The sequence below is a fragment of the Microbacterium sp. UCD-TDU genome (assembly GCF_000340625.1).
Taxonomy (GTDB): Bacteria; Actinomycetota; Actinomycetes; order Actinomycetales; family Microbacteriaceae; genus Microbacterium; species Microbacterium maritypicum.
Map to the genome: position 1 here is coordinate 294,102 of NZ_AOSO01000005.1, position 13,546 is coordinate 307,647.

Annotated in this window: 13 protein-coding genes; 9 read left to right on the top strand and 4 right to left on the bottom strand. The window is 69.2% G+C overall.

Annotated features, from left to right (window positions below; genetic code table 11):
* The first annotated feature begins 19 nt into the window (after window positions 1-19).
* Complete coding sequence (locus D514_RS21435) at window positions 20-1,294, top strand: MFS transporter (protein ID WP_017828315.1); 1,275 nt, start codon at window positions 20-22, stop codon at window positions 1,292-1,294.
* A 22-nt stretch (window positions 1,295-1,316) separates the two neighbouring features.
* Here D514_RS21435 and D514_RS21440 read toward each other — a convergent pair whose 3' ends face one another.
* Together D514_RS21440 and D514_RS21445 are read right to left on the bottom strand one after the other, a co-directional pair.
* Complete coding sequence (locus D514_RS21440) at window positions 1,317-2,552, bottom strand: acyl-CoA dehydrogenase family protein (protein ID WP_017828316.1); 1,236 nt, start codon at window positions 2,550-2,552, stop codon at window positions 1,317-1,319.
* A 63-nt stretch (window positions 2,553-2,615) separates the two neighbouring features.
* Complete coding sequence (locus D514_RS21445; protein WP_017828317.1) at window positions 2,616-3,278, bottom strand: TetR/AcrR family transcriptional regulator; 663 nt, start codon at window positions 3,276-3,278, stop codon at window positions 2,616-2,618.
* A gap of 60 nt (window positions 3,279-3,338) precedes the next feature.
* On the opposite strand from D514_RS21445, the gene D514_RS21450 reads away from it, so the two are divergent.
* From D514_RS21450 to sucD, 3 genes are all read left to right on the top strand, one after another.
* On the top strand, window positions 3,339-3,692 hold the full coding sequence (locus D514_RS21450; RefSeq protein ID WP_144052912.1) for a DUF2510 domain-containing protein: 354 nt from the start codon (window positions 3,339-3,341) through the stop codon (window positions 3,690-3,692).
* 115 nt (window positions 3,693-3,807) lie between these two features.
* A complete protein-coding gene (gene sucC / locus D514_RS21455; RefSeq protein ID WP_017828319.1) occupies window positions 3,808-4,974 on the top strand; it encodes an ADP-forming succinate--CoA ligase subunit beta in 1,167 nt (388 codons plus the stop codon).
* A gap of 18 nt (window positions 4,975-4,992) precedes the next feature.
* Window positions 4,993-5,895, top strand: a complete 903-nt coding sequence (gene sucD, locus D514_RS21460; RefSeq protein WP_017828320.1) for a succinate--CoA ligase subunit alpha — start codon at window positions 4,993-4,995, stop codon at window positions 5,893-5,895.
* 103 nt (window positions 5,896-5,998) lie between these two features.
* Here sucD and D514_RS21465 read toward each other — a convergent pair whose 3' ends face one another.
* Window positions 5,999-6,577 (bottom strand): TetR family transcriptional regulator, encoded by a 579-nt coding sequence (locus D514_RS21465; RefSeq protein WP_017828321.1) that lies wholly within the window; start codon window positions 6,575-6,577, stop codon window positions 5,999-6,001.
* Between the two features lie 76 nt (window positions 6,578-6,653).
* On the opposite strand from D514_RS21465, the gene D514_RS21470 reads away from it, so the two are divergent.
* Window positions 6,654-7,061 (top strand): VOC family protein, encoded by a 408-nt coding sequence (locus tag D514_RS21470; protein WP_017828322.1) that lies wholly within the window; start codon window positions 6,654-6,656, stop codon window positions 7,059-7,061.
* 144 nt (window positions 7,062-7,205) lie between these two features.
* On the opposite strand, the gene D514_RS21475 is transcribed toward D514_RS21470, so the two are convergent.
* Window positions 7,206-8,681: an NCS2 family permease gene (locus D514_RS21475; RefSeq protein ID WP_017828323.1), complete on the bottom strand. Its 1,476-nt coding sequence runs from the start codon at window positions 8,679-8,681 to the stop codon at window positions 7,206-7,208.
* Window positions 8,682-8,771: 90 nt separating this feature from the next.
* Here D514_RS21475 and D514_RS21480 point away from each other — a divergent pair, with 90 nt between their 5' ends.
* From D514_RS21480 to D514_RS21495, 4 genes are all read left to right on the top strand, one after another.
* Window positions 8,772-10,163: a DUF6350 family protein gene (locus D514_RS21480; protein WP_017828324.1), complete on the top strand. Its 1,392-nt coding sequence runs from the start codon at window positions 8,772-8,774 to the stop codon at window positions 10,161-10,163.
* A gap of 63 nt (window positions 10,164-10,226) precedes the next feature.
* The gene (gene purN, locus D514_RS21485) at window positions 10,227-10,814 is read left to right on the top strand and encodes a phosphoribosylglycinamide formyltransferase (RefSeq protein ID WP_017828325.1); all 588 of its coding nucleotides are present in this window, start codon (window positions 10,227-10,229) and stop codon (window positions 10,812-10,814) included.
* A gap of 37 nt (window positions 10,815-10,851) precedes the next feature.
* Window positions 10,852-12,459, top strand: a complete 1,608-nt coding sequence (gene purH / locus D514_RS21490; protein ID WP_017828326.1) for a bifunctional phosphoribosylaminoimidazolecarboxamide formyltransferase/IMP cyclohydrolase — start codon at window positions 10,852-10,854, stop codon at window positions 12,457-12,459.
* Between the two features lie 133 nt (window positions 12,460-12,592).
* Entirely contained in the window at window positions 12,593-13,471 is an 879-nt protein-coding gene (locus tag D514_RS21495; RefSeq protein WP_051056542.1) for a class I SAM-dependent methyltransferase, read from the top strand.
* The last annotated feature ends 75 nt before the right edge of the window (window positions 13,472-13,546 follow it).

Here is a 13,546-nt window from a genome sequence, read left to right on the forward strand (position 1 = left end):
CGAGTGCTGGACTCGAAGCATGACCACGATGCACGAGCCGCTCGACACCGCCCCGACCCCGCTGACCACGCCGTCGGCTCGTCACGGCGGCGTCCTGTTCGGCGTCTACGTGGGCATCGGGCTGCTGCTGATCGCGCTGAATCTCCGCATGGGTGTCGCCTCGGTCGGCCCGGTGCTCCCGGCGATCGAGCACGACCTCGGCATCCCCGCCGCGGCGGCAGGTCTGCTGACGACGATCCCCGTGTTCGCCTTCGGCGCCTTCGCCTTCCTCACCCCCACCCTGACTCGCCGGATCGGGCTGCATCGGCTGCTCGCGCTGACGATGGTCGTCGTGGCGGTCGGCATCGGCATCCGCCTCCTCGACTCTCCGGTGGCGCTCTTCGGCGGCACGGTGCTGGTCGGCGCGGGTATCGCTGTCGCGAACGTCTGCATGCCCGCCGTCATCAAGCAGGACTTCGCGCACCGTCTCGGTCTGATGATGGGGCTGTACTCCACGGCGCTTTTCGTGGGTGCTGCCGCGGCCGCCGCCTTCACGGTGCCGCTCATGACCGCGCTCGACGGGTCGTGGCGTGGCGCGCTGGCGTTCTGGGCCGTTCCCGCGGTCCTCGCGCTGCTGGTCTGGCTGCCCCGGGCGGTGCGCGGGTCCGCGAGCGTGGCCGGAACGCCCGGCGACGCGATCGTGGAGCCTCGGGACGAGCCGCGGATGTCGGTGCTGCTGCGCGACCCGGTCGCGTGGGCGGTCACGGTGTTCATGGGGCTGCAGAGTCTGAGCTACTACGCTGCGCTGACCTGGATCCCGACGATGCTGCAGGACGCCGGAGTGCCCGTGGCCGATGCCGGTCTGCTGCTGTCGTACTCGAGTTTCCCCGGAGTCGCGGCAGCGCTCCTCGCGCCGATCATGCTGCGACGTATCCGGCCGACGTGGCTGCCCGTCCTGCTCTCGACGTTGCTGTGCGCGGCAGGGCTGATCGGCCTCCTCGTCGCGCCGGGAGGAGCCGCGCCCTGGGTGTGGATGACGCTGCTCGGTCTCGGTCAGGGCGCCGCCATCACGCTGTCGCTGACCTACATCGTGCTGCGCGCTCCCGACGCGGCGCACACGGCGCACCTGTCGACCATGGCCCAGGGGATCGGCTACCTGCTCGCCGGTTTCGGCCCTATCGGACTCGGCATCCTGCATGCCGCCGCCGGAGGATGGGCGCTGCCGGTCGCGGCGCTGGTCCTCCTGCTCGGTGTGCAGAGCTTTGCGGGAGCTGCGGCGAGCAGAGAGCGCCACGTGCGCGCCGGCGGCCGGTGAGTCGACCCCGGCGGACCGCGGCTCAGACGAACGCGCTCATCCCTGTGATATCGCGCCCGAGCAGCAGCGCCTGCACGCTCTCGGTGCCCTCGTAGGTGTGGATGGCCTCGATGTCGGCCATGTGCTGCATCACGCCGTTCTCGAGGAGGATGCCGTTGCCGCCGAGCATGTCGCGGGCGGTCGAGGCGATCCGGCGCGCGGCTCGCGTGTTGTGGAACTTCGCCAGCGACGCCTGGGTCGGGCGCAGCTCGCCCGCCGTCTCGAGGTCGGCCATGCGCCGGCAGTACAGCTGCATGGCGGTGAGGTCCTCGAGCATGTGGGTGAGACGCTCCTGGACCATCTGGAACTTGGCGAGCGGCTTTCCGAACTGCACCCGCTGGGTCGCATACGCCAGCGCCGCCTCGTAGCAGGCGGTCGCGTGTCCGAGCGCCGACCACGCGACGCCCGAGCGGGTCGCGTACAGCACGATGGAGGCATCCTTGAAGCTCTTCGTCCCCGGCAGCACGGCGTCGAGCGGGACCCGCACGTCGTCGAGGACGATGTGCGCCTGGTGGATCGCGCGCAGCGAGGCCTTGCCGCGGATCACGTTGCCGGTGTAGCCGGGGGTGTCCTGTTCCACGAGGAAGCACCGCACGGCGCCGTGCTCCTCGGCGCCCTCGTCGTCGACGCGCGCCCAGACGAACGTGATGCCGCCGGAGGCGCCGTTGCCGATCCACTTCTTCGTCCCGCGGATGACCCACTCGTCGCCGTCGCGGCGGGCCACGGTCTCCAGTGAGACCGAGTCCGAGCCGTGGTCGGGCTCGGTGAGGGCGAACGACCCGAGCACCGAGCCGTCGGCGACGCGAGTGAGCCATTGCTCCTGCTGGGCGGCGGAACCGAACAGCGCCAGCGTGCGCAGCGCGAGTCCGCCCTGCACCGCGAGGATCGTGCCCAGCGATCCGTCGCCGCGGGAGATCTCCATGTTCACCAGGCCCGCGGCCAGCGGGGACAGGCTCGTGAGCGCGGGGTGCTGGACGCCGTCGACGACGAGATCCATCTCGCCCATTCGCCGGGCAGCCTCGAGCGGATACTCCGCACGGTCCCAGGCATCCGCCATCTGCGGGGCGACCTCGTCGATGTAGGCCTTGGCGCGGTCCCACGCCGCACGGTCGGCAGCGGGGACGTCGGAGAAGACCGCGTAGTAGTCGCTGTCCTGACGTCCGGTGATGTCGTACGACGAGACGCGCTCGCCGGGGAAGGGGGAGGCTGCAGTGCTCATGGGGCTCCTTCGTGGCACCAAGTATCGTACTCCTCGATACTCGGTTCCACGACCCTCGCGAGGCTAGTCGAGCTGGGACTGCAGCCGGCGACCGACTTCGGCGATCGGCATGGAGCGGGGGAACACCGCCACGACCATGTCGTCCGGGGCGGCTACCGCATCGTCGCCGGCGACGCCGTAGCGACGACGCACATCGGCCAGTGCCGTCTGCAGTGTCGCCAGCGGCACCTTCTTGCGGCCGCGCAGCAGCTGGCGCAGCACGTGGTTGTGCACCGCCGTCACGAGGGCGGCGAAGCCGACCGCATCCAGCGGGTCGACACCGGGGAGCGCGCCGCGTAGATAGTCGTCGAACAGGCGCTCATAGCGGAAGACCGTGATGATCTCGCGTTCGCGCAGCACGGGGACCTGACGCACGATCTGGTAGCGGCGTCTGGCGAGCTCCGGGTCGTGGGCGAAGTGGGCGAAGACCGACTCCGAAGCCGCGCATACCGCGCCCCACGGATCGTCGTGGCCCTCGTCGAGGAACTCTCTGAGCTGCTCCAGGAGCACCTCGTGATCAGCGAAGACCACGTCCTCCTTGCCGCCGAACTGGCGGAAGAACGTCGACCGGGAGACGCCGGCTGCCTTGGCGATCTGTTCCACCGACGTCTGGTCGAACCCCTGGGCGCTGAAGAGTTCGAGCGCCGCGGCGACGACGCCGGTGCGCAGTTCTGCGGATTCGTGCATGGCGAAAGCCTAGACCTCGCCCTGCAGAGACGCCGATCCGCCGCCGTCATACTGAGGAGCGTGAGCGATGACAGGGTGGGCGCCGGATGGTACGAGACGCGACGACGCGGCACCCTGCGCTGGTGGGACGGCACGGGATGGACCCCTCGTATCGAGGTGCGCGGTCGAGAGACGACACTGGCCGCGGACAGCGCTTCGGTGCGCAGACAGCTTGTCGTGACCGAGATCGTCCTCGTCGCCGTCCTGGCGGGCGCGCTCCTCATCGCCCTGTGGGGTTCTCTCCCGGTGGTCGTGGTGCGCCCCGTGATCATCGCCTCGGGCGGCGCACTTGTGGTCATGCCGCTCATGGTCGCTCGGCAGCTCCGGCTGGTCGCCCTCCCCGCACGTCGCGCCGGAGTGCAGACCCGACGCTGACCGGTCGGGGTGCCGAGGCCGCAGGAGCCCTCAGAGCGAGGTAGTAGGCTGGGGGACTGGTCGATGTCTCGACATCGAGAGAATTACCAGACAGCAGCCCAGTGAAGGAACCACAGTGGATCTGTACGAGTACCAGGCACGAGACGTTTTCGAAAAGTACGGAGTGCCGGTTCTCGCCGGCATCGTCGCGGACACCCCTGAAGAGGTGAGGGCGGCTGCCGAGAAGATCGGCGGAGTGGTCGTCGTCAAGGCTCAGGTGAAGACCGGCGGCCGTGGAAAGGCGGGCGGCGTCAAGGTCGCCAAGACCCCCGACGAGGCGTACGAGGCAGCGAAGGCCATCCTCGGCCTCGACATCAAGGGCCACGTCGTCAAGCGCGTCATGGTCGCGCAGGGTGCGCGCATCGCCGAGGAGTTCTACTTCTCCGTGCTGCTCGACCGCGCCAACCGCTCCTACCTGAGCCTGTGCTCGGTCGAGGGTGGCATGGAGATCGAAGAGCTCGCCGTCGAGCGTCCCGAGGCGCTCGCACGCGTCGAGGTCAACCCGCTCACCGGCATCGACAAGGCGAAGGCTGTCGAGATCGCCCGCGCGGCGAACTTCCCCGAAGACCTCGTCGAGAAGGTCTCCGACGTCTTCGTGAAGCTCTTCGACGTCTACAAGGGTGAGGACGCGACGCTGGTCGAGGTCAACCCGCTGGTGCGCACCGAAGAGGGCGACATCATCGCGCTCGACGGCAAGGTCACCCTCGACGACAACGCCTCCGAGATCCGTCACCCCGAGCATGAGGCGCTCGAGGACAAGGATGCAGCCGACCCGCTCGAGGCCAAGGCCAAGGCATCGGGTCTCAACTACGTGAAGCTCGACGGCGAGGTCGGCATCATCGGCAACGGCGCAGGGCTCGTCATGTCCACGCTCGACGTGGTCGCCTACGCGGGCGAGAACCACAACGGTGTGAAGCCGGCCAACTTCCTCGACATCGGCGGTGGCGCCTCGGCTGAGGTCATGGCCGCCGGCCTCGACGTCATCCTCGGCGACCCGCAGGTCAAGAGCGTGTTCGTGAACGTCTTCGGCGGCATCACGGCGTGCGACGCCGTCGCCAACGGCATCAAGGGTGCCCTCGAGACGCTGGGCGCCGCGGCGTCCAAGCCGCTCGTCGTGCGCCTCGACGGCAACCGCGTCGACGAGGGTCGTGCGATCCTCGCCGAGTACGCGCACCCGCTCGTGACCCTGGCCGCCACCATGGACGAGGGCGCCGACAAGGCCGCCGAGCTCGCCAACGCCTGAGACTGAAGGACGAGAAGAATGTCGATTTACCTCAACAAGGACTCCAAGGTCATCGTCCAGGGCATCACCGGCGGCGAGGGCACCAAGCACACCGCACTGATGCTCAAGGCCGGAACCCAGGTCGTCGGTGGCGTGAACGCCCGCAAGGCCGGCACCACGGTCTCGCACACCGACAAGGACGGCAATGCCGTCGAGCTGCCCGTCTTCGGCTCGGTCGCCGAGGCCATGAAGGAGACCGGCGCCGACGTGTCGATCGCCTTCGTGCCCGGCGCCTTCACGAAGGACGCGATGATCGAGGCCATCGACGCCGAGATCCCGCTGCTCGTCGTGATCACCGAGGGTGTCCCCGTCGGCGACTCGGCCGAGGCCTGGGCCTACGCCCAGAGCAAGGGCAACAAGACCCGCATCATCGGCCCGAACTGCCCCGGCATCATCACGCCGGGCGAGGCGCTCGTGGGCATCACGCCGGCGAACATCACGGGCAAGGGACCGATCGGCCTCGTGTCGAAGTCGGGCACCCTGACCTACCAGATGATGTTCGAGCTGCGCGACCTGGGCTTCTCCACCGCCATCGGCATCGGCGGCGACCCGGTCATCGGCACCACGCACATCGACGCGCTCGCCGCGTTCGAGGCCGACCCCGAGACCAAGGCGATCGTGATGATCGGCGAGATCGGCGGCGACGCCGAGGAGCGCGCGGCCGACTACATCAAGGCGCACGTCACCAAGCCGGTCGTCGGGTACGTCGCGGGCTTCACCGCTCCCGAGGGCAAGACCATGGGGCACGCCGGTGCGATCGTGTCCGGTTCCGCCGGTACCGCTCAGGCGAAGAAGGAGGCCCTCGAGGCCGCCGGCGTCAAGGTCGGCAAGACGCCGTCCGAGACGGCAGACCTGATGCGCGCGATCATCGAAGCGCTCTGATCTGAGCTACGCTTGATCTGAAGGCCCCGGACTCCACTCCGGGGCCTTCTTTCATGCCCGTTCGCTCGGTCTGGCTGCTCGGCGGCGGGCGGCGCGCCCTGGCTCAGCTCCGCGGTGCCACGGCGTTCAGGAGGCGATCCAGCGCCGCGTGCGCATCCGATCGCGCGTCGTCGTCGTCCGGGCGGGCGGCGAGCCAGAGGGCGAGCTCGTTCATCGCCCCGGACAGCGCCGCGGTGAGCGGGCCCAGGAGAGCGGGCGCGACGCCGGCCTCGCGCACGCCGTTGCGCAGCTCCTGTTCTGGCCCCTCGCCGTCGAGTCGGCGCCACTCCTCCCACCCCAGAACGGCAGGACCGTCGACGAGCAGCACGCGCGACGCCGCTCCTCGGGTGATCGCGTCGAGGAACGCGTGGCTGCCGTCGCGGAGCGCGGTGTCCGGGGTGCTGTCCGCGGTGGCGGTGATGATCGCATCGGCGACGATCCGCTGCTGCTCCGCGGCGACGGCGGCGAACAGCAGCGGCTTCGACGTGTAGTGGTGATACACAGCTCCACGGGTCACCGCAGAAGCGCTGGCGATCTCGTCGACGGATGCTGCGCCGTATCCCTGCGCGGCGAAGTGGGATGCGGCGGTCTCGAGAATGCGTCGCGCAGTCTCGGCGGCGTCGACCGCGGATGCTCGGGGCATGGTCTTCCTTTACGTGCAGGGTGTATGTATTCTAATCCCGCCAGATACAAACACAGTGCACGTAAGAGGGAGAGTCATGCAGATCACGAGCTTCTATCCGGTGCTGATGGTGGACGATGTCGCCACCGCCGCGCGCTTCTATCGGGAGGAACTCGGCTTTGAGGTGGTGTTCGAGGCCGACTGGTACGTGAGTCTGCGCGACCACGACGGCGGCGGCGAGCTCGCGATCCTCGAACGGGCGCACGAGACGATTCCGGAGGGCTTCCGAGAACCCGTGCGCGGGCTGTTGCTGAACGTCGAGGTCCCGGATGCGGCTTCCGAACATGCGCGGCTGGTGGGGGAGCAAGGTCTTCCTGAACGACTGCCCCTTCGGGATGAGGCCTTCGGGCAGCGGCACTTCATCATCGAGGCGCCCGGCGGCGTGTTGATCGACGTGATCGAGCCGATCGAGCCGTCGCCGGAGTTCGCGGCCGCCTACGCCTGAGCCTCGAGAGGTGGCCGTCCTCGTCAGATGCAGGACCTCTTGACGGATGCAGGGCCGCTCGGGGCGTGTGCTCCTGCATCTGGAGGTACGAGAGAGGGGCGGATGCCGCAGCACCCGCCCCTCTCTCGTGATCTCGGATCGCTGTCAGATCCCGACGCCGAAGAGGGCCTCGATCGGACCTCGGGCGAAGAAGATCAGGAAGCCGGCGCCCACGACCCACAGCAGCGGGCTGATGGTCTTGGCCTTGCCCGAGAACGCGTGGATCAGCACCCAGCTGACGAAGCCCGCCCCGATGCCGTTCGCGATCGAGTAGGTCAGAGGCATGACCGAGACGGTGAGGAACACCGGCAGCAGCACGCGGAAGTCGCTGAAGTCGATGTAGCGGATCTGCGCCATCATCATCGCACCGACGATGATCAGCGCCGCGGCGGCGATCTCGGTCGGGACGATCGAGGTCAACGGGGTCAGGAACATCGCGATCAGGAACACCACGCCGGTCACGACGTTCGCCAGACCCGTGCGGGCGCCCTCGCCGATGCCGGCGCCCGACTCGATGAAGACCGTGCTCGAGGACGAGGAGGTCGCACCACCGGCGATCGCACCGACGCCCTCGACGACCAGCGCCGACTTGATGCGCGGGAAGTCCCCGTTGTCGTCGGCGAGGTTCGCCTCCTTGGCGAGGCCCGTCATGGTGCCCATCGCGTCGAAGAAGTTCGTGAACAGCAGCGTGAAGACGATCATCACGATCGCGACGAGGCTGACCTTGCTCAGGTCGAAGCTGAAGTCGACGGCGCCGATCAGGCTGAGATCGGGAACGCCGATGGGCGAGCCGCTGAGCGCAGGTACCGTGAGGCCCCAGCCGCCGGGGTTCACCACGTTGCCCTCGTCGTCGAAGCCGCGCGCTCCGATGTGCCAGATCGCCTCGACGATGACCGCGAGCACGGTGCCGCCGATGAGGCCGATCAGCATGCCGCCCTTGATCTTGAGAGCGACGAGGATGCCCGTGAGCAGCAGCGTGATCACGAACAGCAGGGTCGGTACGGTCGCGACCGAGCCGTTCACACCGAGGCCGACCGGGGGAGATGAGGCGCCGGTCGCGGTGACGAAGCCCGAGTTGACGAAGCCGATGAAGGCGATGAACAGGCCGATGCCGACCGTGATCGCGATCTTCAGCTGGAAGGGGACGGCGTCGAAGATCGCCTTGCGCAGCCCGGTGGCGGCGAGCAGCACGATGACGACACCGTTGATCATGACGAGTGCCATCGCCTCGGGCCAGGTCACCTGACCGACGACCGAGAACGCGACGAAGGCGTTGATGCCGAGTCCTGCGGCGAAGCCGAACGGCAGGCGCGTGACGAGCCCGAACAGGATCGTCATCACGCCCGCGGTCAGGGCGGTGGCGGCGCCCACGGCATTGAAGCTGAGCATGTCTCCGGCGACGTCGGGCTTGCCGGAGAGGATGATCGGGTTGAGGATCACGATGTAGGCCATCGTGACGAACGTCACCAGACCCCCTCGGATCTCGGTGCCGATCGTGGATCCGCGCTTGCTGATCTCGAAGAAGCGGTCCAGGGAGTTCTTGGGCTCGGTGGATGCCGGGGCGGGCGGGGCAGTTGTCATCGGGAAACCTCCGGAGAAACGCTATCGTGTCGCCGACCTCACGCGCGCCCCCGGGGCTTCGTCGGCAACTCGTCGTAGTCTCGAAACGCTATGCAACGCCTCCTCGTCGCGCTCCTCGCCGCCTTCGACGCCGCCATCGCCGCGGCGGTCGGTCTCGTCGTGCTGCTCGCGCCGCTGACGCTGCTGTGGACGCTCGCCTTCGGCATCACAGCCGACTGGGGCGCACTCTGGCCGCTCACCGGGACGCTCTGGGAGTTCGGCCACGGGGTGCCGCTGGCGGTCACCATCCCGGACGAACTCCTCGTCGCTCTCGCGATCCCGTCGGAGGCGGCCTCGTTCGCGGTGTCGATCACCCCGCTGGCGTTCCTGCTCTTCACGCTGCTCTTCGCCGCGCGCTCGGGGTCCAGGGCCGCATCGGCCGGGACCTGGCTGCTCGGATCGTTGTCGGGCACGGTGGTGTTCGCCGCGATCTCCACGGGCGTCGCGCTGACGGCCCGGCTGGATGCCGCGCAGACCCCGCTGCTCCTCGCGATCGTCCTCCCCTCCGCCGTCTACCTCGTCGGCACGCTCTGCGGCGCCGTCCGTGTCGCGTGGGAGGAGGGCGACGGCGGCATCCTCGACCGTCTCCACGATCGCATCGACGCCCGCGAGGACTGGGCGCCCGTGCCCGTCGCGATCGTGCGCGGCACGGCCTTCGCGCTGGTGGGCGTCGTCGGCGCGGCAGCCCTGGCGCTCGCCGTGATGACGCTGTTCCGCGGCGGCGAGGTCGTCGCCCTGTTCCAGTCCGCCCGCGTCGATGCGCTCGGTGCGACCGTGATGACCCTGGCACAGCTCGTCTATCTTCCGACCCTCATCGTGTGGGCGGCGTCCTGGCTCGCCGGTCCCGGCTTCGCCGTCGGAGCGGGAACCGCGGTGTCGCCCGCGGGCACGCAGCTGGGCGTCGTGCCCGGCATCCCCGTGTTCGGGCTGCTGCCCGAGAACAGCTCGATGTGGATGCTGATCGTCGTGCTCGTCCCGATCGCCGCCGGGGCGTTCGCAGGCTGGGCCGTGCGTTCCCGTCTCGTCTGGGAGGGCACGCCGCTGGGCATGATGCAGCGCGCCGCGATCGCGCTGGGGATCGCCGGCGCGAGCGCGGGCGTCTTCGGCCTCGCGGCCGTGTTGGCGAGCGGTTCGATGGGTCCGGGTCGACTGGCGCAGGTCGGCCCCTCGGCGCCGGCGTTCATGCTCGCGCTGGGTCTGGAAGTCCTCGTCGGAGCGGCGATCCTGCTGCTCTCCCCGCGCCATCGCGATGAGTTGGCCGAGGAGCGCACCGACCGCTGGATCGCCGAGATGACGGAGCTCGACCCGAGCCTCACATCGGCCGGTGCACCCGCGGCCGGCGCGGTGCCGGGGATCCCCTTCTCCGACACGCAGGCCTTCGACGAGACGGCACCCCTGGACGATCTCCGCGGCTTCACACCGCCTCGAGTCGACCGCGACTGACGCCCGCCGCGCATGTGCGGACGTCGGGCGGAACAGGTCGTCGCGCCCCGGTAGACTGGGCGCGTGCTCACGGTCGCCGTTCTCATCTCGGGCACCGGCTCGAATCTTCGCGCCCTCCTCGAGGCCGCTCGTCATCCCGATTTCCCCGCCAGGGTGATCGTCGTCGGAGCCGACCGCGAAGCCGACGGGCTCGCTCACGCCGAGGAGTTCGGCATCCCCAGTTTCACCGTGCCGTGGCACGAGCACGACAGCCGTGAGGCGTGGGGCGAAGAGCTCGCGCGCCAGCTCGCCGTCTGGAACCCGGACCTCGTGGTCCTCAGTGGACTCATGCGTCTGCTGCCGCCGTCGCTCGTCGCGCAGTACTCGCCGCGTCTCATCAACACCCATCCCGCATTCCTGCCCGAGTTCCCCGGCGCGCACGGCGTCCGCGACGCGCTCGCCTCCGGTGCGGCCGAGACCGGCGCCAGCGTCATCGTCGTCGACGACGGTGTCGACACCGGCCCGATCCTGGCCCAGGAACGAGTCCCGATCCTCGACGGCGACACCGAGCACAGCCTGCACGAGCGGATCAAACCCGTCGAGCGCCGCCTGCTCATCGACGTCGTCCGCGCGATCGCCGACGGTGATCTCGCCCTCAGCCCTTCTTCCTGACCCCCTCCACCCGACGCCCCCGCACGAAGGAGCCATCATGGCCGGCCCCCGCCACGACCCCACGCTCTACCGCGACCGCGACACCGTGCCGATCCGGCGCGCACTCGTCTCGGTGAGCGACAAGACCGACCTGCTCGTCCTGGCCGCGGCTCTGGCCGATGCGGGTGTCGAGATCGTCTCGACCGGTTCGACGGCGTCGACCATCCGCGATGCGGGCTTCCCCGTCACAGACGTGGCCGCCGTCACGGGCGTCGCCGAGATGCTCGACGGACGCGTCAAGACGCTGCACCCCAAGATCCACGGCGGCCTTCTCGCCGACCTGCGCCTCGAGGATCACGAGCGCCAGCTCGCCGAGCTCGACATCACCCCCTTCGAACTGGTCGTCGTCAACCTCTACCCCTTCGTCGAGACCGTCGCCTCGGGCGCCGTCGGCGACGACGTGGTCGAGCAGATCGACATCGGCGGACCCGCGATGGTGCGTGCCGCGGCGAAGAACCACGCCAACGTGGCGATCGTCGTCTCGCCGCAGTCGTACCCCGGGATCATCGCAGCGCTCACCCAGGGCGGCACCTCGGTCTCCCAGCGCCGCGAGCTCGCCGCGCGTGCCTTCGCGCACACGGCGGCCTACGACACCGCGGTCGCCTCCTGGTTCGCCGAGGGCACGCTGCAGGACGACGGCGACCTCCCGACCCACCTCACGATCCAGGCCGAGCGCCTCGCCACCCTCCGCTACGGCGAGAACTCGCACCAGCGCGGCGCGATCTACACGCGCGCCGGCGGTCACGGCATCGCTCAGGCCAGGCAGCTGCAGGGCAAGGAGATGTCGTACAACAACTACGTCGACGCGGATGCCGCCCTGCGCGCCGCGTACGACATGATCAAGCCCGCCGTCGCGATCATCAAGCACGCCAACCCGTGCGGCATCGCGACCACCGCGCCGAACGCCCTCGACCCGATCGCCAGCGCCCACCTGCGCGCCCACGAGTGCGACCCGGTCTCGGCCTACGGCGGTGTGATCGCGGCGAACGGCACGGTGACGCTCAAGATGGCGGAGAACCTCAAGGACATCTTCACGGAGGTCATCGTCGCGCCGTCGTTCGAGCCGGCCGCGCTCGAGGTGTTCAAAGCGAAGAAGAACCTGCGTCTGCTGCAGCTGCCCGAGGACTGGCAGCAGGAGCGCATGGATGTGCGCCTCGTCTCCGGCGGACTGCTGCTGCAGGATGCCGACCGCTTCCCGGACGACATCGTCTCGGTCGCGAAGAACTGGGAGCTCGTCTCGGGAGAGCGTCCGAGCGACGAGGAGATGGAGAACCTCATCTTCGCCTGGAAGGCGTGCCGCGCGGTCAAGTCGAACGCGATCGTGCTCGCGAAGGACAACGCCACGGTGGGTGTCGGCATGGGCCAGGTCAACCGCGTCGACTCGTGCCGCCTCGCGGTCGAGCGTGCGGGGGAGCGCGCCGCCGGATCCGTCGCGTCGTCCGATGCCTTCTTCCCGTTCGCGGATGGGGCCCAGGTGCTGATCGACGCCGGAGTCACGGCGATCGTGCAGCCGGGTGGCTCGGTGCGCGACGAGGAGGTCGTGGACGCTGCGCGCAAGGCCGGCGTGACGATGTTCTTCACCGGGGAGCGTCACTTCTTCCACTGAGCGCTCGCCGTCGTCGGGAACGCGTTCCCGACGCACGCCCGCCGTGCACCTATATACTGGGGGCTCACTGGGGCGATGGGGCGACAGTATGGAAGCACAGGCGCGTGCGACGTCGGGCGAAGGCATGTCGGCTATGCCGTGGCTGAGACCGACGTCCTATTGGATGCCGGCGCACTTCGTGGATTCGGCGTGGGTGACGCACGGCGCGTTCGCCGCCTGGCTCATCGACGTGCTGCGCCCGCGAGACGTGGTGGAACTGGGCACGCACAACGGCTTCTCGTGCTTCGCTTTCGCCGAGGCCGCGAAGAGGCTCGGGCATCCGCTCACCATCAACGCCCTGGACAGCTGGGAGGGCGATGACCACGCGGGCTTCTACGACGATTCCATCTACCAGTCCGTGCGTTCGATCGCGTCGCGCGACTACCCGTCGTCGGTCGAACTGCACCGCGGCTACTTCTCCGACACACGTCCGCGTTTCGCCGCGGCGTCCGTCGATCTCCTGCACATCGACGGACGCCACGGGTACGAGGACGCCCGCGAGGACTACGAACAGTGGCGGGACACGGTTCGCGACGGAGGTGTGATCCTCTTCCACGACATCGCCGAGCGACGCGACGACTTCGGCGTATGGCGCCTCTGGGAGGAGATCTCCGAACCAGGGCGCATGTTCGCATTCGAGCACGGGCATGGGCTCGGTGTGCTCGCGGTGGGGGATATCCGGCACGAGCCGCTGCGCGCGCTCTTCGAGGCGGAGACGTCGGTCGCCGACCGGGTCCGCGCCGACTTCGAGCGTCTCGGCGAGATGATCGCGCAGGTCGCGCGCATCCCGCATCTGGAGGCGGAGGTCGCGTCGCTGCATGACGTCGTGGACATGCTGCAGACGGAGCGGGCGCGCCTGTCGGATGTGATCGTGGCGCGCGACGACGCCATCGCAGCGGTGCACCGCAGCGCGAGCTGGAAGGTGACGAGGCCGCTGCGCGCAGCCGGGCGGATGGTGCGACGGGGCCGCTGACGGCAGGGTGAGCCGCCTCGCGACAGTCATGTCCGATTTCCGCCAGTCGACGTCGGTGGAGGGTGGCAGAGTGGG